The organism is Anoxybacillus ayderensis (assembly GCF_000833605.1).
Classification (GTDB): Bacteria; Bacillota; Bacilli; order Bacillales; family Anoxybacillaceae; genus Anoxybacillus; species Anoxybacillus ayderensis.
Genome location: NZ_JXTG01000002.1, coordinates 248036 through 271111 on the forward strand (window position 1 = coordinate 248036; position 23076 = coordinate 271111).

23 protein-coding genes and 1 tRNA gene are annotated in these 23076 nt (G+C 39.9%); 19 read left to right on the forward strand and 5 right to left on the reverse strand.

What is annotated here, in order from left to right:
- Positions 1-55: 55 nt before the first annotated feature.
- Complete coding sequence (locus JV16_RS03540; RefSeq protein ID WP_042534269.1) at positions 56-367, reverse strand: type IV pilus assembly protein FimV; 312 nt, start codon at positions 365-367, stop codon at positions 56-58.
- Positions 368-524: 157 nt separating this feature from the next.
- On the opposite strand from JV16_RS03540, the gene JV16_RS03545 reads away from it, so the two are divergent.
- Positions 525-2258 carry a methyl-accepting chemotaxis protein gene (locus JV16_RS03545; RefSeq protein WP_042534271.1) on the forward strand — a complete coding sequence of 578 codons (1734 nt, stop codon included), beginning with the start codon at positions 525-527 and terminating at the stop codon, positions 2256-2258.
- An 8-nt stretch (positions 2259-2266) separates the two neighbouring features.
- Here JV16_RS03545 and JV16_RS03550 read toward each other — a convergent pair whose 3' ends face one another.
- Positions 2267-3043 (reverse strand): DUF1189 domain-containing protein, encoded by a 777-nt coding sequence (locus JV16_RS03550; protein WP_042534273.1) that lies wholly within the window; start codon positions 3041-3043, stop codon positions 2267-2269.
- Between the two features lie 129 nt (positions 3044-3172).
- Between JV16_RS03550 and JV16_RS03555 the strand changes: the two genes are divergently transcribed.
- The 9 genes from JV16_RS03555 (at position 3173) to phoU (ending at position 12097) form a co-directional block, all read left to right on the forward strand.
- Positions 3173-3246: transfer RNA gene (locus JV16_RS03555), tRNA-Ile, on the forward strand.
- Between the two features lie 167 nt (positions 3247-3413).
- A complete protein-coding gene (sodA, locus tag JV16_RS03560) occupies positions 3414-4022 on the forward strand; it encodes a superoxide dismutase SodA (protein ID WP_042534276.1) in 609 nt (202 codons plus the stop codon).
- A gap of 89 nt (positions 4023-4111) precedes the next feature.
- A complete protein-coding gene (locus JV16_RS03565; RefSeq protein WP_042534278.1) occupies positions 4112-5326 on the forward strand; it encodes an MFS transporter in 1215 nt (404 codons plus the stop codon).
- A gap of 61 nt (positions 5327-5387) precedes the next feature.
- Positions 5388-7541 carry a peptidoglycan D,D-transpeptidase FtsI family protein gene (locus tag JV16_RS03570; RefSeq protein ID WP_021095193.1) on the forward strand — a complete coding sequence of 718 codons (2154 nt, stop codon included), beginning with the start codon at positions 5388-5390 and terminating at the stop codon, positions 7539-7541.
- 120 nt (positions 7542-7661) lie between these two features.
- Positions 7662-8633 carry a PstS family phosphate ABC transporter substrate-binding protein gene (locus JV16_RS03575; RefSeq protein WP_042534280.1) on the forward strand — a complete coding sequence of 324 codons (972 nt, stop codon included), beginning with the start codon at positions 7662-7664 and terminating at the stop codon, positions 8631-8633.
- A 75-nt stretch (positions 8634-8708) separates the two neighbouring features.
- Positions 8709-9659 carry a phosphate ABC transporter permease subunit PstC gene (gene pstC, locus JV16_RS03580; RefSeq protein ID WP_021095195.1) on the forward strand — a complete coding sequence of 317 codons (951 nt, stop codon included), beginning with the start codon at positions 8709-8711 and terminating at the stop codon, positions 9657-9659.
- Positions 9660-9661: 2 nt separating this feature from the next.
- The gene (pstA, locus tag JV16_RS03585) at positions 9662-10543 is read left to right on the forward strand and encodes a phosphate ABC transporter permease PstA (protein ID WP_021095196.1); all 882 of its coding nucleotides are present in this window, start codon (positions 9662-9664) and stop codon (positions 10541-10543) included.
- Positions 10544-10569: 26 nt separating this feature from the next.
- Positions 10570-11382 carry a phosphate ABC transporter ATP-binding protein PstB gene (gene pstB / locus JV16_RS03590; protein ID WP_021095197.1) on the forward strand — a complete coding sequence of 271 codons (813 nt, stop codon included), beginning with the start codon at positions 10570-10572 and terminating at the stop codon, positions 11380-11382.
- Positions 11383-11437: 55 nt separating this feature from the next.
- A complete protein-coding gene (gene phoU / locus JV16_RS03595; RefSeq protein ID WP_042534282.1) occupies positions 11438-12097 on the forward strand; it encodes a phosphate signaling complex protein PhoU in 660 nt (219 codons plus the stop codon).
- Between the two features lie 30 nt (positions 12098-12127).
- Here phoU and JV16_RS03600 read toward each other — a convergent pair whose 3' ends face one another.
- Both JV16_RS03600 and JV16_RS03605 read right to left on the reverse strand, forming a co-directional pair.
- Complete coding sequence (locus JV16_RS03600) at positions 12128-12544, reverse strand: endolytic transglycosylase MltG (protein WP_042534284.1); 417 nt, start codon at positions 12542-12544, stop codon at positions 12128-12130.
- The gene (locus JV16_RS03605; RefSeq protein WP_021095200.1) at positions 12541-12858 is read right to left on the reverse strand and encodes a hypothetical protein; all 318 of its coding nucleotides are present in this window, start codon (positions 12856-12858) and stop codon (positions 12541-12543) included. Before JV16_RS03605 ends, JV16_RS03600 begins: the two co-directional genes overlap by 4 nt.
- 144 nt (positions 12859-13002) lie before the next feature.
- Between JV16_RS03605 and JV16_RS03610 the strand changes: the two genes are divergently transcribed.
- The 6 genes from JV16_RS03610 (at position 13003) to JV16_RS03635 (ending at position 19210) form a co-directional block, all read left to right on the forward strand.
- A complete protein-coding gene (locus tag JV16_RS03610) occupies positions 13003-15393 on the forward strand; it encodes a sugar phosphate nucleotidyltransferase (RefSeq protein WP_042534286.1) in 2391 nt (796 codons plus the stop codon).
- An 80-nt stretch (positions 15394-15473) separates the two neighbouring features.
- Positions 15474-15623, forward strand: coding sequence for a 50S ribosomal protein L33 (gene rpmG, locus JV16_RS03615; protein ID WP_021095202.1), 150 nt, complete (start codon positions 15474-15476; stop codon positions 15621-15623).
- Positions 15624-15678: 55 nt separating this feature from the next.
- Positions 15679-16251, forward strand: coding sequence for a 5-formyltetrahydrofolate cyclo-ligase (locus tag JV16_RS03620; protein WP_042534288.1), 573 nt, complete (start codon positions 15679-15681; stop codon positions 16249-16251).
- 157 nt (positions 16252-16408) lie between these two features.
- A complete protein-coding gene (locus tag JV16_RS03625; RefSeq protein WP_021095204.1) occupies positions 16409-17359 on the forward strand; it encodes an L-lactate dehydrogenase in 951 nt (316 codons plus the stop codon).
- A 76-nt stretch (positions 17360-17435) separates the two neighbouring features.
- On the forward strand, positions 17436-17621 hold the full coding sequence (locus JV16_RS03630; RefSeq protein ID WP_035063295.1) for a hypothetical protein: 186 nt from the start codon (positions 17436-17438) through the stop codon (positions 17619-17621).
- A 59-nt stretch (positions 17622-17680) separates the two neighbouring features.
- Positions 17681-19210 (forward strand): rhomboid family protein, encoded by a 1530-nt coding sequence (locus JV16_RS03635; RefSeq protein ID WP_042534290.1) that lies wholly within the window; start codon positions 17681-17683, stop codon positions 19208-19210.
- Here JV16_RS03635 and JV16_RS03640 read toward each other — a convergent pair.
- Entirely contained in the window at positions 19181-20041 is an 861-nt protein-coding gene (locus JV16_RS03640; RefSeq protein ID WP_042534292.1) for a hypothetical protein, read from the reverse strand. The genes JV16_RS03635 and JV16_RS03640 overlap by 30 nt on opposite strands.
- A 163-nt stretch (positions 20042-20204) precedes the next feature.
- Here JV16_RS03640 and JV16_RS03645 point away from each other — a divergent pair, with 163 nt between their 5' ends.
- The 3 genes from JV16_RS03645 to JV16_RS03655 all read left to right on the forward strand — a co-directional run bounded on the left by JV16_RS03645 (position 20205) and on the right by JV16_RS03655 (position 22901).
- Positions 20205-21608: a spore germination protein gene (locus JV16_RS03645; protein ID WP_167333725.1), complete on the forward strand. Its 1404-nt coding sequence runs from the start codon at positions 20205-20207 to the stop codon at positions 21606-21608.
- A gap of 109 nt (positions 21609-21717) precedes the next feature.
- Positions 21718-21951: a YqgQ family protein gene (locus tag JV16_RS03650; RefSeq protein ID WP_009373964.1), complete on the forward strand. Its 234-nt coding sequence runs from the start codon at positions 21718-21720 to the stop codon at positions 21949-21951.
- Positions 21936-22901 (forward strand): ROK family glucokinase, encoded by a 966-nt coding sequence (locus JV16_RS03655; protein ID WP_042534294.1) that lies wholly within the window; start codon positions 21936-21938, stop codon positions 22899-22901. The genes JV16_RS03650 and JV16_RS03655 overlap by 16 nt, the downstream gene beginning before the upstream one ends.
- The last annotated feature ends 175 nt before the right edge of the window (positions 22902-23076 follow it).

The following is a 23076-nucleotide window of genomic DNA, read 5'->3' on the forward strand; positions in this document are numbered from 1 at the left end:
TAATCGAATCATTTTTTATTGTAGCAATGTTTCTTGTTTGTTGACAACGTTTTTGCTATTTCTGCTTATAGTACGGAATGCGGTACGTTTTTCCGATTTGAAGGGAATGGGCGTTAACATGTGGATTCAACGTTTGAAAATCAGCAATGAGCTGATCGATGGATACGGGTAATTTCCCATTCATCTCACGCTCGACGATAGAAAGGAGCGTATCGCCTCGTTGGATCATGACTTCACGATATGGAAGCTCCTTTGTTGGTTTGAACGTTTTTTCTGCACGAATTGTATGAATTGTCCCTTCTGTTATATCATGGTAAGCAATCGCACATATCGCAATGCATACAAGAAAGAAGAAAACTTTTTTCATGGCATTCCCCCGCTTCATTCTTCTGTTTTATCCATATGGCTTGTCCAAACGATATATGCGTAAAAATTACATTCTCTTTACATTGCTTTACATGTTCTTCACATCACGTTGACATGTTTTTGGTATTCTTTGTCTGTATTTGTCGAAGGGGGGATATATGTTGAGACAGCGTTTAAAACATATAAAAGAGCTTGTCCGAGTGCCTGTATTTCAACCATCACCGAAAATAAAACAATGGTTATTAAAAATTAATTTACAAAACCGTTTATTTATTTTATTTTTGGGTGTGTTAATTATTTCGTTAAGTGCCGTTGGGATGATTGCTTATCATCAAGCGAAACAAACGACGGTAAAAGCGATCGAAAATCGCCTTGAGCGAGAGGCGACGATGATGTTTGAAGTGTCACGTAATCTTATGTATATTCATGCTGGAAATGAGCAACTGCTTGAAAAAAGTTTGCGGTCTGCAGTAAAGCAACAAAAGGCGGAACTGATGCAAGATGGATTAAGCGTAGACATTTTTTTAATTGGAGATAGACAAGTAAAAACGTTTGAACGAAATGGACAGCTCAATGTACCGACATCCGTCCAACAAACAATTACGAAACAAAAAAATGGTGTGTCGCATTTGGAATGGAACGGGCGTACATATACATTTGCATATAAAACTATTCAAGAATTGAAAGGGACATATGTCGTTGCTGTACCGGATGAACAGTTTATGAAGCCGATCCAACAGCTTGCATATTTAACCGTTGTAGCGATTATGATAAGCGTCATTATTTCCACGCTGATGATTAAATGGTTAGTAAGTGGATTAACGAAGCCGATTGCCCAACTTCGTCATGCGATGAGCCGATTGTCACGTGGAGATTTAACGGTTGACGAACATATTTATTCGACAACGCCAGAAATTGATTCGCTTGCGCGTAGCTTCCAACGGATGTTGACGAGCATGAAAAATGTCATTCGTGAAATGGACGAAACAACAAAGCAGCTAGCCATCACAGGAGGCGACTTAGAGCATGTGTCTGAACATGCCATTGAATCAAACGATCAGCTCTTGGCAGCGATTTCTACTGTGAAACAAGGGGCAGAAGAAACGGCCAATGCTTCAGACGAAAGCATTCATCGCGTCGATGAGATGAAAAAACGGATGCAACACGTATTAGTAAGTGTGAAAAACATTTCAGCCAGTGCGACTGATATGAACGAATCTTCAAAGAGTGGGGAAAAACGGCTGACGCATTTAATTGCTGATATTCATTCATTTGCTGAGCAATTTAAAAAAGTAAACGATACGATTCAAAGTGTAAAACATCATTCGACGTCGATTACAAAAGTTGTGGATGTCATTCGACAAATTGCCGAGCAAACGAAGTTATTGGCGCTCAACGCAACAATTGAAGCGGCGCGCGCTGGAGAAGCTGGAAAAGGATTTGCGGTCGTCGCCACAGAAGTGAGAAAGCTGGCGGAACATGCTTCAAAGGCAACGGAAGAAATTACATCGTCCATTTTTGCGATGGAAGAAGTATCAATTCATGCGACAAACCAGTTTGAAGGGATGGTCACACATTTACAACATCAACTCACGTCCGCAAATGAGGCAAAGCGTTCGTTTGACCATTTGTTAAAAGAAATTCAGCGCGTCAATCGCAACGTGGCGCAAATGGAAGGTGAATTGGAGCAGTTTCAGCAATTATTGCCGATGATTGAGACGGTGACGGTGGCATTTGCTTCTGTTGCTCAACAAACGCTAGCAAGCGCAGAAGAAATGATGTCTGTTTCGTACGATCAAACGAAGCAGATGAATGATATGCATCGTGTTGGTGAACGATTAAATGAATTATCGCAATCATTATCCGCACTGACTGCAGCATTTAAACTATAAGAAGCAGGCTAATGGCCTGCTTCTTTAATAGAAGGAAGTTCTTTGATGGAAGCGAACAAAATCGTGACAGAAACGAACCAATCTAAAGCGACAGCATAAGGCACGACAATTTGTAGAGTTTCCATGATTGTAAAAAAGATGGTTGATAATGTAATTGAATAAGCAGAGATACTCCACATATGGCGGTACGTTCCACGCTTATTTAACGTGCCGCGAAAAATAAGTCCGATGAATGCAAGAACGGTAACATAAAGAAATTTGCTCGTACATGTGAAAAAGTATAATACGAGAAACGATAATGAAATCACAATAGGAAGCAACGATTGAAGCGTGCGGGCAAATTCATATACCTCTTCGTTTGTGAAACGTTCCGCTTGCATGAAAGCATACGGATATGACTGAACGTGTCCATTGGCAACAAGCGCAAATTGTTCCTTTAAAAACGCCACGGCATTCGTATAACGCGCTGCATCATCTGTTGTGAGTGTACCTGTGCTATCAAATAAAATGGTCACGTTTGGATGCGTAAGTTCAATCGGTTCTTGTATGTTTGATGTCAATACTCCATCGACGACTTCAAATGGAGGAAGCTCTTCTTTTAATAATTGATGCGTTGAGCCGATCATTTTGTTTATGCTCATTGTAAAGTAAATGGCAATCGGTAACGTTGCAATAAGCGATAAAAAAAACACGTAGCTAATCGCCTTTCCGATTGGATGAAAACGAAAGCGTGCAATATGTACAGGAGAATAAAGACTTTGTAACAACCGTTTCCACATAATCATTCACATCCTTTATGCGTCATCATTTCTCATTCTACTTCTTTTTCTATTTAGTACACAACCTTTTTGTTTCGTGTGTTGCACGTATTGACGCTTTCCGCCTTTTTTGCTAAAATTACCATCGGATATGGCGGACCCTTAGCTCAGCTGGTTAGAGCGGACGGCTCATAACCGTCTGGTCGCAGGTTCGAGTCCTGCAGGGTCCATTTACCTCGCTAAGTAAATTAGCGAGGTTTTTTTGCAAATAATTTGAAACATTCGATGTATTTTGGTACTCTTAAGGTAGGTTCACTTATGAAACTTTTCTGTTTCTTAATCCAGTTAATCGGTTTCATTTGTGAACAATTACATAATGAATGAGGAGGAATGAAACATGGCATTTGAATTACCACAATTGCCTTATGCTTACGACGCGTTAGAACCACATATTGACAAAGAAACGATGAACATTCATCACACAAAACATCATAACGCGTATGTGACAAATTTAAACGCAGCGCTTGAAGGCCATCCAGAATTGCAAAACAAAACAATTGAAGAGTTAATGACCAATTTAGATGCGGTACCTGAAAATATTCGTACAGCTGTTCGTAACAACGGAGGTGGACATGCGAACCACTCGCTCTTTTGGACTATTCTTTCGCCAAATGGTGGCGGTGAACCAACAGGTGAACTAGCTGAAGCAATCAATCGTACGTTTGGAAGCTTCGAAAAATTTAAAGAAGAATTTTCGAAAGCGGCAGCAACACGTTTCGGTTCTGGTTGGGCTTGGCTTGTCGTCCATAATGGTCAACTTGAAGTGACAAGCACACCAAACCAAGATACACCGTTAATGGAAGGAAAAACACCAATTTTAGGATTAGACGTATGGGAGCATGCGTATTACTTAAAATATCAAAACCGTCGTCCAGATTATATTTCAGCATTTTGGAATGTTGTTAACTGGGACGAAGTGGCCAAGCGTTACGCAGCAGCGAAATAATGAAGAAGGGCTCGACAATTTGTCGAGCTCTTTTTGTATATCGTTGTAAAAGAGTAGGCAAACTACTTGTCAAGAAAGGAAGTTTGCCTATGAATAAATGGAAACGAATGGTGGCGCACGTTCGCACACATCGACAATTGTTTCTTTTGTTAGCAATTGGCGGATTATATTCCCTTAGTATCGCCTTGTCGAATACGTTTGTAAACGTATACGTTTGGAAAAAAGTGAACAGTTTTCAAGCTCTAGGTGTGTATAATTTAGCCATTGTCACATGGCAGCCGCTTGCATTTATCGTAGCCGGTCAAATCGCAAAAAAGATCGATCGTGTCATTGTGTTACGAATGGGTGTGACGTTTTTAGCATTCTTTTTTTTAGTCGTATTATTTAGCGGTGATCGAGCGATGAACCATTTATTTTTACTCGGCGGTTTGCTTGGCATTGGTTACGGCTTTTATTGGCTCGCATTTAACGTATTAACGTTTGAAATCACTGAACCAAATACGCGTGATTTATTTAATGGATTGCTTGGTGCGATGACATCTGTTGCAGGAATGATCGGTCCACCGCTTTCAGGGTGGGTCATTGCTTCAAGCGAGAAGTTTACCGGGTATATGGTCATTTTTTTAGCTTCTTTATGCTTATTTATTGCGGCTGTCATTTGTAGCTTTTTTTTACAGCGACGGCGTTCAGCAGGACAATTTGCGCTTCGTTCTGTATATGACGAGCGAAAGAAAAATAAAAATTGGCGAATGATTACAAACGCTCATTTTTTTCAAGGATTTCGTGAAGGAACGTTTGTGTTTATTGTTTCCATTTTTTTATTTATGGCGACAGGAACTGAAAAATCACTCGGTGTATTTGGATTCGTCAATGCAGTTGTTTCGTTTATGACGTATTCTTTTGCGTCGAAGTGGATGAAGCGACAATGGCGGTTGCGTGCCATTTTATTCGGTGGTGTACTGTTGTATGCTTCCGTCTTTTTAATTATTTTTGATTTATCATATGTAAAGTTAATCATCTATGGCGCATTAATCGCCATCGGATATCCTATTTTACTCGTTCCATATTTGTCGCTTACATTTGACGTTATTGGTCAAAGCAATCATGCGAAAGAATGGCGAATTGAATATATTGTTATGCGTGAACTATTTTTAAACGGGGGACGTGCGACGTCTGTTTTATTGTTTTTATTAGCCATTACGTTGTTTGATGCAAAGGAGGCCATTCCATCATTAATGTTAATTGTTGGAGCTGGTCATTTCATTATTTATTTTTTTGTGCGACGTATTCGACTTTCGATGTAGAAATTTGCGAGCGTTTCTTTTACAATGAGGAAGGAGCAAGTAAAGGAGGTGCTCGCGCGTTTTGAAACAAATACAACATGCTCACAAAGCGAAGAAAAAGAAAAAACGAATGCAGTTGCCATTTCGGTTAAACGTGCTATTTTTTGTTGTGTTTTTACTTTTTTCTGCGCTTATTTTACGGTTAGGTGTCATTCAAATTGTTTATGGTGAACAATATCGAAAAGAAGTCGAGCGCACAGAAAATGTCACAGTTCATACACCAGCACCGCGCGGAAAAATTTATGACCGTAACTATCAAGTCGTCGTCGATAACGAGCCGCTTCATGCGATTACGTATACACGCACACAAACAACGAAGCCATCGGAAATGATTGAAGTAGCTAAAAAGTTAGCCACATATATTGAAAAGTCGACCGAACGCGTCACAGAGCGAGATATAAAAGATTATTGGATTTTGACAAACGAAGAGAAAGCAAAAGAAAAAATTACTGAAAAAGAATGGAAGTTGTTTCGAGAAAAAAAATTAAAAGATAAAGACATTTATCAATTGCAACTCGAGCGCATTACAGAAGAAGATGTAAAAACGATTAAAGAACGTGAGCTTGAGGTTGTTGCTATTTTTCGGGAAATGAATAGAGGATACGCTTTAACCCCGCAAATGATTAAAAATGAAGGAGTAACGGACGAAGAATATGCTGTTGTTAGTGAGCATTTAGAGGAGCTACCAGGTGTAGATGTGACGACAGATTGGAACCGTCAATATGCACATGGTGATACGTTTCGTACAGTGCTTGGAAATATAACATCGTCAGAAGAAGGGTTGCCGCGCGAAAAGCTTGACTATTACTTAGCGCGCGATTATAACCGAAATGACCGAGTAGGAAAAAGTTATATTGAAGCACAATATGAAGATGTATTGCGTGGGCAAAAGGCGAAAATAAAAAATGTGACTGATAAAGCAGGAAACATTATTGAAACGATTGAAATATCGCAAGGACAACGTGGAAAAGATATCGTTTTAACGATTGATATGGAATTACAAAAACGCGTCGAGCAAATTATTGAGGAAGAATTAATGACAATGAAGCGACGCAGTGGAACAGAATTGCTTGATCGTGCTTTCGTCGTCATGATGGATCCAAATACAGGAGAAATTTTATCGTTAGCTGGGAAACGATATACACGCGATGAAAACGGAAAAGTTGTATTAAAAGATTATGCCCTTGGGACGATTACATCTGCTTATGCGATGGGTTCGGCGGTAAAGGGTGCGACCGTATTGACAGGGTTTCAAACCGGTGTCATTCAACCTGGCACGGTGCTGATTGACGAACCGTTATATATTAAAGGGACGCCGACAAAAAAATCGCATAGCGGTATTCGTCCAGGACCGATGAACGATTTAAAAGCACTTGAAATGTCGTCAAACGTTTATATGTTTAAAACAGCGATCGCTATTGCCGGTTCTACGTATCGCCCACATCAAGCGCTACCGATAAAAAAAGAAGCATTTTCCATTATGCGACGCTACTTTAATCAGTTCGGTTTAGGGGTGAAAACAGGCATCGATTTGCCTGGGGAAATTATCGGATGGCCGGGACAAAGTACACTTCCAGGACACTTGCTCGATTTAGCCATTGGACAGTTTGACGTATATACACCGATTCAAATGGCGCAATACGTCTCAACGATTGCGAATGGTGGATATCGCATTCAACCGCATGTTGTCAAAGAAATTCGTGAACCAATTAGCGAAAAAGATCAAATAGGTAACATCATCTACTCGTTCGAGCCGAAAGTGTTAAACCGAATTGATATGAAAACAGAATATATTGAGCGTGTGCGTGAAGGCTTTTATCGCGTCATGCACGGTTCAAACGGAACGGCTCGTGCCTTTTTCGCAAATGCTCCGTATGATCCAGCAGGAAAAACAGGAACGGCACAGGCGTTTTATGATGGACCGATTAAATCAAGACGAATGACGCCAACATACAATTTAACGTTAGTTGGCTTTGCACCTTACAATAATCCAGAAGTGGCGTTTGCTGTCGTTGTGCCATGGGTATATCAAAATGCGAGAAACCATTATCCGATTAATAACTATATCGGAAGAAAAATTTTAGATGCGTATTTTGAGTTGAAAAAGCAACGTCAATCTGGTCAACCATCTCCTACTGAACCGTTGAATAATGAGGAACAAACAATGGAAAGATAAAAGAAAGCGAATTTACAAAAGCTTAACATTCGTTTAAAACGAATTTAATACCTTTCCATTATTCTATAACTCGTGGCACAAAACAAAAAACAAATTGAAAAAGTAGGGGGAAATCAAAAGATGAAGAAAAACAAATGGTTTGCACTCGCAGGTGTAACAAGCGCTGTACTAGCATTCACAACAGCATGTGGTGGTGGCGCTGAGCAAGGCGGCGAAAATGCGGAAGGTAACGCAGAAAAATTGAGCGGAAACGTAGTTGTTGATGGCTCATCAACAGTGTACCCAATCGTTGAAGCAGCCGCTGAAGCGTATGCGGGTGAACAACCAGATGTGAAAGTATCTGTTGGTTTATCTGGAACAGGTGGCGGATTTGAAAAGTTTACAAAAGGCGAAACGGATTTTTCAAACGCTTCTCGTCCGATTAAAGATGAAGAAAAACAAGCTGCTGAGCAAAACGGTATTGAATTTGAAGAGCTTCAAATTGCGTTCGATGGTCTTTCCATTTTAGTGAATAAAGATAACGACTGGGTTGATTATTTAACAGTCGATGAGTTAAAGAAAATCTTCACATCAGGTGCAGTAAACGGCGATGACAAAGTGAAATGGTCAGACATTCGTCCAGAATGGCCAAACGAAGAAATTAAATTGTTCTCACCAGGACATGACTCTGGTACGTTTGACTACTTTGATGAAGTTATTTTAGATGGACAACCGTTAAACAAAACAGCTCAATTATCTGAGGATGACAACGTGCTTGTTCAAGGTATTGCAGGGGATAAAAATGCTCTCGGTTACTTTGGATTCGCATACTACGTTGAAAATAAAGATAAATTACGTGCTGTGCCAATTGATAACGGAAACGGTCCTGTTGAACCAACACACGAAACAATTCAAAGCGGTGAATATGCACCACTTTCTCGTCCGTTATTTACGTATGTGAACACAAAGGCGTTAAAAGAAAAAGCGCAAGTGTATGATTTCGCGAAATTCTTGTTAGAAAATGGTGCAGAGTTTGCTGAAGAAGTAGGTTATGTCGCACTTCCACAAGAAAAATATGAGGAGCAATTGAAAAAGATTGAAGGATTAAAATAACGACACGTAAAGATGAGAAGCGACTCCACGGTCGCTTCTCATCTTGCCATGAATTTGGAAAGGGGTTTTCATATTATGGCGATGACAGATGGGAATCGTTCATATTCCGTCCGTGATATGATTAAAGAAAATAAGAAAAAACAAAACGGACAACAATTTGTTGAATGGTTGATGCCAAAGTTTCTATTATTGACAGCGATCATTTCCATTTTGACGACAATCGGTATTTTATTTACATTGCTATTTGAAACGTTTATTTTCTTTGAACGAGTGTCGATCGTTGAATTTTTAACGAGCAAAGAATGGCTTCCATGGGATGAAAAAACAGGTTCGTTTGGTGTCGCTCCGCTTGTGACGGGTACTCTTTTAACGACAGCGATTGCCATGGTCGTTGCGATTCCAATCGGTTTAGCTTCAGCGATTTACTTGAGTGAGTATGCGTCTGAAAAAGCAAGGAAAGTATTAAAACCGATATTAGAAGTGTTGGCGGGAATTCCAACGATTGTGTACGGATTTTTCGCATTAACGTTCGTTACACCTCTTTTACAAAAGGTCATTCCGAACTTAGGGATTTTTAACGCATTAAGCCCAGGGATTGTCATGGGTATTATGATTATTCCAATGGTTGCTTCTTTATCTGAAGATGCGATGAGTTCTGTGCCAAACTCCATTCGTGAAGGAGCGCTTGGTCTCGGTTCAACGAAGTTAGAAGTTGCTTTAAAAGTTGTCCTCCCCGCAGCGACATCAGGTATTGCAGCATCGTTTATGCTTGCGATCTCTCGTGCTGTCGGTGAGACGATGATTGTAGCAGTAGCGGGTGGTTCCTCTCCGGTCTTTACATTTGATGTCACGAAATCGATCCAAACGTTAACAGCATACATTGTTCAAGTCACAACAGGAGATGCCGGATACGGTACAACGGTTTATTACAGCATTTATGCAGTCGGTATGACGCTGTTTGTATTTACGTTAGCTATGAACTTACTCGCACAATACATTTCTCGTCGCTTTAGGGAGGAGTATTAATCATGGAGAAGTTAATTGATAAACAACGTGTCGTTCAGCATATGAACGGTCGCCTATTGAGAAATAACGTGTTAAAATTTTTATTTTTCTTAGCGACGTTGTTTGGACTTATTGTTCTCGTCGTCCTTCTATATCGGATATTCACTCAAGCAATTGGCTGGCTAAATATCGACTTTTTAAATAACTTTCCGTCTCGCCGTCCTGAAAACGCGGGGATTAAAGCGGGGTTAGTCGGTTCGTTATGGCTAATGGTGATCGTTGCCCCTGTTTCGCTCATTCTTGGAGTTGGAACAGCGATTTACTTAGAGGAATATGCGAAAAAAAATCGCTTTACAGATTTTATTCAAACGAATATTTCGAACTTAGCAGGTGTTCCATCAATCGTATTCGGCTTACTTGGTTTAACACTTTTCGTTCGTGAACTGAATTTAGGTCGTAGCGTTCTTGCTGCGGGTTTGACGATGAGTTTGCTTGTTCTTCCTGTCATCGTTGTTGCGGCACAAGAAGCAATTCGTGCCGTGCCGAATCAATTGCGCGAAGCATCATATGGTATGGGAGCAACGAAATGGCAAACGATTTATGGCATCGTTCTCCCAGCAGCGATCCCAGGTATTTTAACAGGTAGTATTTTAGCTTTATCCCGTGCTATCGGTGAAACAGCACCGCTTGTCGTTTTAGGTATCCCGACGTTTTTAGCGTATTTGCCACGTGGTATTTTTGATACATTTACAGTTATGCCGATGCAAATTTATAACTGGACATCGCGTCCACAAGCTGACTTCCAAAACGTTGCAGCAGCTGGAATCGTTGTCTTGCTCGTTGTGTTAATCTTTATGAACTCGATTGCCATTTTCATTCGCAACAAGTTTCAAAAACGTTATTAATTGCGCGTTGAAAGGGGAACTTATTAATGGAATTAACAGTTGTGAAAGAACGTAAAAATAAACAAGCTGAAGAACGAAGTGAAAAAAATGTTGTGTACCGGACGAAAAACTTAAATTTATGGTACGGCGAACATCATGCGTTAAAAAATATTGATTTAGATATTTACGAAAATGAAGTAACAGCGATTATCGGTCCGTCAGGATGCGGAAAATCAACGTATATTAAAACGTTAAACCGAATGATTGAACTTGTGCCGGGCGTACGTACATCCGGAGAAATTACGTATCGTGGTCGCAACATTTTCGATAAGTCGTATCGTGTAGAAGAATTGCGTACGCAAGTTGGAATGGTATTCCAAAAGCCGAACCCGTTCCCGAAATCGATTTACGATAATGTCGCATACGGTCCGCGCATTCACGGTATTCGTGATAAGAAAATTTTAGATGAAATCGTTGAGAAAAGTTTACGTGGTGCAGCCATTTGGGATGAAGTAAAAGATCGCTTGCATACGAATGCATATGGATTATCAGGCGGTCAACAACAACGTTTATGTATCGCGCGTTGTTTAGCGATTGAGCCAGATGTTATTTTAATGGATGAACCAACATCTGCGCTTGACCCTATTTCAACATTAAAAGTAGAAGAGCTTGTGCAAGAATTAAAGAAAAACTATAGTATTATTATCGTCACACATAACATGCAACAAGCTGCTCGTATTTCTGATAAAACGGCCTTCTTCTTAAACGGTGAAGTGATTGAGTATAGCGACACAGATAAACTATTCTCGAATCCAGACGATAAACGAACAGAAGATTACATTACAGGTCGATTTGGATAAAAAAATCGTGCGGGCGTGCTCGCACGATTTTTTCAAAATAAAAGGGGGAGTCAACATGGCTGTACGTGAAAAATTTGATGACGATTTACAAACGTTGCGTGATCAACTATTACAGCTCGGAAGTCTGGCAGAAATTGCATTAACTCAATCGTTTGAAGCGTTAAAAACAAAAAATAACGATTTAGCATTACAAGTGCTTGAAAACGACACAAAAATTGATTTGCTTGATGAGGAAATTAACGATTTTGCGATTTTATTAATTGCAAAACAGCAGCCGGTTGCCATTGATTTGCGCCGCATTATTGTCGCCATTAAAATTGCCACAGATGTTGAGCGCATGGCAGACTTTGCAGTCAATATTGCAAAATCAGCTATTCGCATCGGTGAACAGCCGTTTGTCATTTCGCTAAATAAGTTAGAAAAAATGCACGACATTGCGGTAAATATGCTTTCGTTAACGTTAAAAGCATATTATGAGGAGGATGTCGTCGCTGCGAAAAAAGTAGCGGATATGGATGATGAAGTCGATCGTCTGTACGGTGAAACGATTCGGGAGTTGCTTGAGCGCACAAAAGCACATCCAGATGCGATGGCACAAATTACTCAACTCTCGTTTACAGCACGTTACATTGAGCGCATTGCAGACCATGCAACAAACATTGCGGAAAACGTATTTTACTTAGTGAAGGGAAAACATTACGACTTAAACGATTAAAGCAAAAAGGATGTCCAATGTTGGACATCCTTATTTTGTTATTTTTCGTGCAATTTGTTCATATGACATGTCGCTTGTTATGACGTATGTGCCAGGGCGTACCGCGCGCGTTAATTGATGTGCATCTAAATATGTTAAAAACGACTGGGCGTCATCAATAATATGCGCTTGTTGTAGACGCTCTGCAATGTCGCGACTTGCTTCCCCTTTAGCGATTGTTAACGTATAAATGTACGTTTCTTTTTGAGGTGGTGTCGTTTTTTTCGTTTCTTTTTTTAATTTTTCTAGTGCATTCGCTAGTTCGTTTCGTTCAGCAACGAGCTGTTCATATTGTTTTTCGCTTACGGTATTATTTTTTGATTCGTTATGATTTGTATAGTAAATTGTAGCGATTATCGTTGTAGCAAACAATATCCCACCCGCAAAGGCACGCGTTGTCCGTTTCATCGTTCATTCCTCGCGATCATTATATTCACTTCATCGATCGGCATGTTAAGCTTGCGAGCAATTTGCTCTTTTGTCCACCCTTGTTTATATAAGTGAGCAATTTGCTCTTCATTCGAAAATGGCTCGATTCCGACAAGCAACTCTTCTTCAAGTGCTTTCACTCGCTTTTTTACTTCGTATAATTGTTGCATCGTCGATAATGTTAGCTGTTCTACTTGTTCTTCTACTTCTTTGACGGGATCTTTTTGGAAGAAAGAAATAAGCAATAGTATGATAGCAAAAGAAACGAGTCCAATAAATGTATATTCGATCATGTTTTTCACCCCACTTTATTATACATAGGAATGTAGCGATCATGCATCATTTTCGTGTCAAATCGACAATTTTCATCTATTGTCCGCAAGTAGCTGTCATGATATGATAGAAAAAAGTGTGCTTTCACTTGGGGGGGATATGTTGTGAAAGCGGTTATTATGGCAGGGGGAAGAGGAACGCGGTTACGTCCGTTAACTTGCCATGTTCCGAAGCCGGTCGTACCGATTATGAATAAACCTGTGATGGAGTATAGTATTGAGTGGTTAAAACAATATGGTATTACACATATTGCTGTAACTGTTGAATATTTAAGTGAAGAAATTATTGAATATTTCGGGGATGGACAGCGGTTTGGTGTGCATCTTCATTATTTTGAAGAGGCGACGCCGCTTGGGACGGCAGGAAGTGTAAAACATGCGCAGTCGTTTTTAGACGATACGTTTGTCGTCATCAGCGCAGATACGTTGACGACGATCGATTTACAGCAAGCGATCGATTTTCATTTCTCCAAACAATCATTAGTTACCGTTCTTATGCACCACGAAGCGACTCCTCTTTCATATGGTGGAATTGTAACAGATCGATACGGGAAAATTATTCATTTTGTAGAAAAACCAAAATGGAATGAAGTATGTACCGATTTAGTGAATACAGGCATTTACATTTGTCACCCAACTATTTTTGATTATATGCCACAACATCCACCTTACGATTTTAGTCAACATCTTTTTCCATATCTCGTTCAACACGAATATCCGATATACGGATGGCAAGCAGATGGATATTGGTCCGATATTGGCGTCATTGAGCAATATCATCAAACACATATCGATTTACTGAATCAACGTTTCGTTCCTTCTCACTATAAAGAAATTGCCCCTGCTATATGGGTTGGTAAAGGGGTTAAGATTGCGCAAGGGGTTAAATTAGAAGGACCGATTATGATCGGAGATGATGTACGTATTGATGACTACGCAACGGTTGGACCTTACACGGTCATCGGCCCACGTTCAGTGATCAGTAAACATGCATCGTTAAAACGATCGATTGTTTGGCCTGACGTATATGTTGATCAACATAGTGAATTACGCGGGGCGATCGTTGCTAATGATGTATACATCGGCAAAAAAAATGAAATATTTGATTATGCGGTCATCGGAGCAAAATGTAAATTAGAAAATAAAGTGAAAGTGCAACATGGAGTGAAAATTTGGCCGAATAAAACAATTGCCGAAAAAACGAAAGTGAAACATTCGATTGTATGGGGGGAACAACATACGAAAACGTTGTTCAGTGAACAAGGAATAAAAATGCGGGCATATATTGATGCCCATCCGCTATTTATAACGAGGCTTGCTTCCGCGTACAGTAGCCTATATGAAAAGGATAGTCGCATATTAATCGGCTTTGACGGCCATCCATTTTCGAGAGCAATGGGTATGCTATTTGCCGAATGTTTACACATGTATGGCATGCATACAAACATATATGAAGGTGGATATTTGCCAGCTTTTCGTTATATTGTCCCTCATAAACAGTATCATGGCGGTGTATTTATTACGATGGATGAACATGATGAAGCGATTGTTGACATCTATGATGGATATGGCTACCCGATCGATCGAGCGATGGAACGAGCTATTGAGCAACAAATGAAGCATGAACATGCTTGTTATGTGTCATTGACACAAATCGGTGAAGCGATGAAACAAAAAGAAAAAGACGAATTGTACGTTCGTGCCTTACGACAATGGATTCCTTTTTCGTCATCGGAACAATGGAAAGTAGTCGTTTGTAGCTCGCCTTTACTGCGGGAAATCATTGAACATACACTTCAGTCGTTTGCCATTCAAGTCGTTTGGACAGATCATCAAGACGACGAACATATTCGCAAGCAAATTAAACGGGAGCACGCTCATTTTGGGATCGTATTTGATCGTTCAGGCGAACGTTTTCGAATTTTTGACGGACAAGGAACGGCATTGACGAATGAGGAAGTCATTTCATTGCACGTATTAGTATCGCTTTTATTTAGTGAAACGAAAAAAGTGGCTGTTCCCTCTTGGGTCCCATCGATGTTGCATACGTTAGCAGAACGTTTACACGGCGATATCGTGTATGTCAAAGATGCGAGACGAGATTTTTTGTTTGCTCATCACCATGAACCATTTCATTTTTATTTTGATGGACTGTATGCGTGTGTACAACTGTTTCATTTGTTAGCTATTGAACGTTGTTCTCTCCGCACGGTTATTTCGTCCATCCCAACGATTCATTTATCATGCCGCGATGTTTATTGCCCATGGCATGAACGAGCAGCTGTCATGCGCAAATTGTTAGAAGAATGTTATGACAAACATGTTGATTTTACAGATGGCATAAAAGTGTATCATGAAGATGGGGCATGGACACTCATTTTACCAAAGGTAGATGAACCGACGTTAACGATTTATTCCCAAGCGACAAATGCTCAAAAAGCAAAAGAATATACGAAATACTATATAAAGAAAATTCGGCAATATCAAAACGTATAAAATTCATATGGAAATTGTTTAAGAAAAATGATATGATGGAAAGGTGTGATTATAATACTTTTGTTTGGAGGGAAAGAACGATGCGTGTAAATATTACGTTAGCATGCACAGAATGCGGCGAACGCAACTATATTTCAACAAAAAATAAGCGCAATAACGCAGAGCGCCTTGAATTGAAAAAATATTGCCCACGAGACAAAAAAGCAACAGTTCATCGTGAAACGAAGTAAGCAGTAGGATTTTTTTTCCTGCTGCTTATTTTTTTATGAAATAGGGGGAAGGATAATGGAGAAGAAACAATTACGACAACAAATGAAACAACGTCTCTTACATATGACAAAAGAAGAGCGGAAGAACAAAGAGAACGTCATTCACGACATATTATTTCAACAACATAGTTGGCAAAAGGCACACATGATCGGTATAACGATTTCAAGACAAATCGAAGTAGACACGATTTGTATTATTGAACGAGCGTGGCAAGAAGGGAAGAAAGTTGCGATTCCGAAATGCAATGTAACAACAAAACAAATGACGTTTCGAAAAATTGATTGTTTTCAACAAATAGAACGCACTTTTTTTGATTTATATGAACCGATTGTAGAAGAAACGAAAGAAGTACAAAAACATGAAATCGATTTGCTATTCGTTCCAGGCCTTGCTTTCGTTCGAGGCGGGTATCGTCTTGGCTACGGTGGAGGATATTATGATCGTTATTTAGTCGATTTTCCTAATGACACCCTTTCACTTGCATATGATTGTCAAATCGTTTCTGCGTTGCCGATTGAAAAGCATGATATTTCTGTCAAAATGATCATTACGAATGAAGGAATAATCATTTGTGAAAGCGAATTATAAAACAGCATAAGCGTTTTCATATTATACAGGAGAAAAAATTAACAAAATGTTAATAATTCATGCCCCATAAACTTTGTGAAACAGTGTACAATGTAAGTGTGAAACAGATAAACAATGCACATATTGTAAAATGACATATACGAAAGGTGGAAGGAACATGTCAAATAAAGTAAATCGTGTTGTTTTAGTTGGGACAGGTTTTGTCGGTTCAAGTTATGCGTTTGCCCTTTTAAACCAAGGGGTGACAGAAGAACTCGTTCTTATTGACATTAATAAAGAAAAATCTGAAGGGGATGCGATGGACTTAAACCACGGTATGCCGTTCGCTCCATCGCCAACAAAAATTTGGTTCGGTAATTATGAAGACTGCAAAGATGCAGACATTGTTGTGTTAACAGCAGGGGCAAATCAAAAACCGGGAGAAACACGATTAGATTTAGTGGAGAAAAACACGAAAATTTTCAAAAACATTATTGATCAAGTCATGGCGAGTGGATTTAATGGGATTTTTCTCGTTGCAACAAATCCAGTTGACATTTTAACATATGCAACATGGAAGTTCTCTGGCTTACCGAAAGAGCGCGTCATCGGTTCAGGAACGATTTTAGATACAGCTCGTTTCCGTTATTTGCTAGGGGAATATTTCGATGTCGATACACGTAACGTACATGCTTATATCATTGGAGAACATGGTGATACAGAATTGCCGGTTTGGAGCCATGCGTTTATCGGCTGCCGTCCAATTGCTGATATGATGAAAGAAAAACCACAATATAAACAGGAAGATTTAGACAACATTTTTGTGAACGTGCGCGATGCTGCGTATCAAATTATTGAACGAAAAGGTGCAACATATTACGGTATTGCGATGGGACTTGTTCGTTTAACAAAAGCAATTTTACAAAACGAAAATAGCGTGCTTACTGTTTCAGCTTACTTAGAAGGACAATATGGTCAAAACGATATGTACATCGGCGTACCAGCGATCGTAAACCGTAACGGTATTCGTGAAGTCGTCGAATTGCAATTGAATGAAGAAGAAAAAGAAAAATTTACTCACTCTGCCAATGTGTTAAAAGATGTAATGAAACGCGTTGGGTTGCAATAGGTTGTCTCATGATGAGGCAACCTTTTTATAATTTTAATGAGAAAAGGGAACAGTAAGCATGAGGAGGGTGATCATATTGAATGGAAAAACATTGATTGTCACTTTAGTCGCTGGGCTTGTTCTTTATCGGTTTCGCTATCGATTGTTGAATGAAATATTGAAGCGGGAAGCAGTTCAAAAGCGAGTAGTTCAATGGGGAATGTCTATTCCGTTTATTCGCCAACGTCTTGTACCAACATTGTTTTTACAAAAGTACAAATAGTTGCGCTTTGTAAAAGAGTGTGGTAAAAGAAGGGTATGATAGCGAAGGGAGAGGGAAGGTTGAGCATTCGCTTTGATTTTGTATATTGGCAAATGACGTTTCAATTTTTGCAGGCGAACTATGAAATCGTGTATTTATCGCCCGATGAACGAGAATTTTGGTTGCAGTCTACGCGTGAACGAAAAGCACCAATCGTTCGTCTCGTTCGTACGGACATCGATTGGAGCGTATCGTTAAAAAATGATATGCAGCGCGCCATGACTGCCGTTGATGAATGGCGGAGGCGGCAATTTCGCCGTCATCTTCAAGTCGTTAACATATATGTCATGATGTACCCTCCTGTTGACGATTGGGAACTGTACGTTCATCGCCCGTTAACGACTGAACGAGTACATATGAAAACATTTGTGATGCATATAAACAATATGTATGCCGTACTACGTGAACTAAACATGTTGTTTCATCAATCATTGAAAGTATATGTACCTGATGATTCTCCGATGTTACAACACGAATTACAAGCATTTAAACAACACGTGTTGTCGTTTGCTGAGCGATTGTATGAAAATGAACGGCGCATATTTGAACGTGGAAAAGCGAGATTTACATACGTATTTATCGCCTTGCAAATTGTGATGTTTTTTGTTTTAGAATGGAACGGTGGAAGTACAAATACGTTGACACTTATTGAATACGGTGCGAAATTTAACCCGCTCATTTTACAAGGAGAGTGGTGGCGCTTTTTCACTCCGATCGTTTTGCATATTGGTTTTGTACATCTGCTTATGAATACGTTTGCACTATATTATTTAGGCCCGCTTGTTGAAAAATTGTACGGTTCGTTTCGCTTTTTAGCCATTTATCTTTTTGCTGGTTTTTCAGGCTCGCTCGCTAGCTTTTTATTTTCGCCGTCTGTATCTGCAGGAGCGTCTGGGGCGATTTTCGGATGCTTTGGGGCTTTATTATATTTTGGAAAATCACATCCACATTTGTTTTTTCGAACAATCGGCATGAACGTATTGACGGTCATTGGAATTAATTTAGCGTTTGGTCTCGTTGTTCCAAATATCGATAATGCCGGCCATATTGGTGGCTTAATCGGTGGATTTTTAGCTGCAAGCATTGTCCATCTCCCGAAAGAGCGCGCCCGTCTTGGACAATGGTTGGCTGCTTTGTTCACAGCGGTCGTTACGGCAATTTGTTTATATATTGGCTTTCAACGACCGCCAGCAGATCAAGCGCAACTCATTCTTGCATTGTCCAAACAGTATATTGATGAACGGGAATACGGTCAAGCCGAACAAATGTTGACAATCATCAATGAACGAGATGAGCAAGCATATAAAGCAGATTTTTTACGTGCGTATATTCGTATTCAACAAAAAGATTACGATGCAGCGAAACGGTATTTATATGCTGCCATTGAAAAAAACGACCGTTTTCATGAAGCGTTTTATTATTTAGCGTTATTGTATGCAGAAGAAAAAAATTACGAAAAAGCAAAACAAGCAGTAGAACGTGCATTGCACATTCATCCAGACGATGAACAATATAAACAATTATTGTTTGAAATCGAGCAATTGCTTTAATATGATCAGTTCTCCATCTGCTGTTTCTGTCACGACAAACAGCTGGCTGTAATCTTTTTTAATTAAAATAAGCGGAACGGTGCTGCCGATTGGGGATTCCATCGAACCGTTCTGTTTTTTTATGCCTAAAAAATAATTTTTGTATAATCCTTCCCATAAGTTTCCGATCATCGTCTCTGTTTCATTTGTCGTTAAATCCATAAACGGCTGTTCATTATATTGAACAAGCTCGGTTAAGTACAAATGGTAATAATCGTCCTTTGATAAGATGGTTGCCATTTGGTTAGCAGCTTTGTTGACAATGGCTTGTGTTTGTTTATTTAATGTGCTAGCCCATTTTTTTTGTTCGTTTGTCGCTGGCTTGCGAAACGATTGAAGCGGTGCAAAGGATGAGTCTATCACATATAATGCATCTCCGCTCATTTTTTGACTACTTCGAATATCATTGCCGTTATGCAACTCTCCTTGATGGTATGAAATCGCTTGAAATAATCGACTTCCTTTTTGTTCGAGCTGTTTTTGTTGAATAAGTTTTTTTCCGTTTTCTTTCCATTTCGATTGGATAGCAATAAGCCGCCCATTAGCAAATAACAAAGAAATATCTTGTCGTAAGTAAGCGGTTCGATCGAGCGATGAAGTGACGATCCAATCGATGATGTAGCGTGTTTCTTTCTTTTTTGGGTGCAACGATAATTTCGTTTGAGCCTGTGTAAAGCGAACAGTTGGATCGATCGGAAAAAACATAATCGTCTCACGAGCTGGTCGCTCAAACGTTTGGATAATAACGACAAACACGAACAGCAATATAAAAAGTGATAATAGACGTTTCATCTCATTCCTCCGGTCAAGCTTACATTTATAAAAAATGTATGTGTGCATAAAAGGAAATATGTATGAATGAATGGCGATATGTCAAAGATGGATGGTAGTAAATGTAAGGTAGGTGATTGAAGTGAATCAAGTATCTTCACGTCTTTTAGAAAACGTTTCATATATGAAAGAAAAGCTTGGGGTAGGGAAAAGTTTTGACGTCATTTATTTAGATGTGCATTATGCTGGAAAAGATATGGCATTATTTATGATTGACGGATTTGTCAAAGATGATATTCTCCATTACTTAATGAAATTGTTATCTGAATTACCGGATGGGGCGTTAGATGAGCAACCGTTAAATAAGTTATTAAGAACGCATCTCCCATATGTTGAATTGGATGAAACAGATGATTTCGAAAAGGTCATTGATGGCGTGCTTGCAGGACCGACAGCTTTGTTCGTAGATGGGATGGCAAAGGCAATTTTAATTGATGCACGTACATATCCAGTACGCGGACCGCAAGAACCAGATATGGAACGTGTCGTTCGGGGGGCACGTGATGGATACGTGGAAACTATTGTATTTAACACAGCATTAACGAGACGACGAGTACGCGACCGTTCATTACGGATGGAATATATGCAAATTGGCCGCCGTTCAAAAACAGATGTATGTGTTTGTTATATTGAAGATATTGCAAATTCGACGATTGTTGAAGAAGTAAAACAATCATTAGCGAAAATTGATACAGACGGTTTGCCGATGGGAGAAAAAACGGTGGAGGAATTTATTTCGGGAAGGCACTTCAATCCGTATCCTGTCGTTCGATATACGGAAAGGCCAGACACGGCTGCTGCTCATTTATATGAAGGGCACGTGCTTATTTTTGTGGATGGATCTCCGAGCGTATTAATTACACCAGCAACGTTTTGGCATCATTTACAACATGCGGAAGAATACAGAAATAAGCCGATTGTTGGCGCGTATTTGCGCTTCGTTCGTTTTCTTGCGGTATGGCTCTCCATTTTTTTATTGCCGCTTTGGTATATGTGGATGAAAACGCCACAACTCGTTCCAAACGCTTTATCGTTCGTTGCAAAATCAAGTGAAGGAAACATTCCGTTGTTTGGACAAATATTGCTCATCGAATTTGGACTAGATATGTTGCGGATGGCAGCTATTCACACTCCATCTGCCTTAGCCACGGCGCTTGGACTCGTTGCTGCGTTAATGATTGGTGGAATTGCAGTGGAAGTTGGCCTGTTTTCTAACGAAGTCATTTTATATTTTGCGATGGCCACGATCGGGACGTTTGCAACACCGAGTTATGAGCTTGGACTAGCGAACCGGCTCGTTCGCCTTGCGTTGCTCATTGTAACAGCACTATTTGGTGTCGTTGGTTATGTTGTTGGAATTACTGTATGGTTAATGATGCTTGTGCGCATGCAATCGTTCGGTGTTCCGTATTTATGGCCGTTTATTCCATTTTCGTATCGCGGAATGCGCGATGTACTTATTCGCTCACCAATTCCGTTAAAAAATCGTCGTCCAACTGTCTTACATCCGAAAGATCCAGACCGGTAAAAATGTGAAAAATATCGCAAAGTCATTGTTCAGTTCTTGACGACCTTTTGTTTTCCTTATACATTTAGAATATGTGGATTGAAAACGCTTATACGTATAGGTGAAGAAAATGAAATCTGTATATGATGTGCAACAGTTGTTAAAAAAATATGGAACGATCATTTACGTCGGTGATCGCCTTGCTGATTTAGAGTTGATGGAAGAAGAAGTGAAAGAATTATTTCAAGCGCAGCTCATCGACGTGAAAGATTATCAAATGGCGCTCCTTATTTTGCGCCATGAAGCGCAAATTGAACGAGAAAAAAGAGAAAAAGGGATGAAGGAACAATGGAACAATGGTTAGTCGGTGTAGATTTAGGTGGAACGACGGTAAAATTAGCGTTCGTCAATATGTATGGGGAAATCATTTGTAAGTGGGAAATTCCTACAGATAAATCGGAACAAGGAAAACATATTACAACACATATTGCAAAAGCGATTGATGAAAAGTTGCGCGAATTAGATGAATCAAAAGAACGTCTTGTCGGTATTGGCATCGGTGCACCGGGGCCAGTCAACATGGCGACAGGAGACATTTATGAAGCAGTAAATTTAGGTTGGAAAAACTTCCCTCTCAAAGATCGATTAGAAATGGAAACAGGACTTCCTGTCGTCGTTGATAACGATGCCAACATTGCAGCAATCGGAGAAATGTGGAAAGGAGCGGGCGATGGCGCGAAAAATTTAATTCTCGTTACGCTTGGCACAGGCGTTGGTGGCGGTGTGATTGTAAACGGTCAAATTGTTCACGGCACAAACGGTGCTGGTGGAGAAATTGGACATATCACTTCCATTCCAGAAGGAGGAGCGCCTTGTAATTGCGGCAAAACAGGATGTTTAGAGACGATCGCTTCAGCCACAGGTATCGTTCGCATTGCGACAGAGCGGTTACAACAAACGGACGAACGAAGCCGTTTGCGTGATGTATGGAACGAAATGGGGGGCGTGACAGCAAAAGATGTGTTTGATGCAGCGAAAGAAAACGATGCATTCGCGCTGCAAATCGTCGATGAAGTGACATTTCATCTCGGCTTAGCGCTCGCTAACTTAGCGAACGGTTTAAATCCAGAGAAAATTGTAATTGGTGGCGGTGTTTCCAAAGCGGGAGATTTATTGGCGCAAGCGGTTGCTCGTCATTTTAAACGTTTTGCGTTTCCGCGCGTGGCTGAGGCTGCTGACATCGTCATTGCTACGCTTGGAAACGATGCGGGCGTGATTGGCGGGGCATGGCTAGTAAAAACAAATATATTGTAAAAGCAGACGAGAAAATCGTCTGTTTTTTTGTCGAAAATTTGTCGGTAAAAAACGTCTTGCATTTTCATAAGAAAAGGTGTAAAACAGTCATATGTGGATGCGCGGCCTGTCTATTATATCGTTTATCGTTTAAGAAACAGTTGCTTTTTTGTTAAGAAAGTATTAATATTGTCTT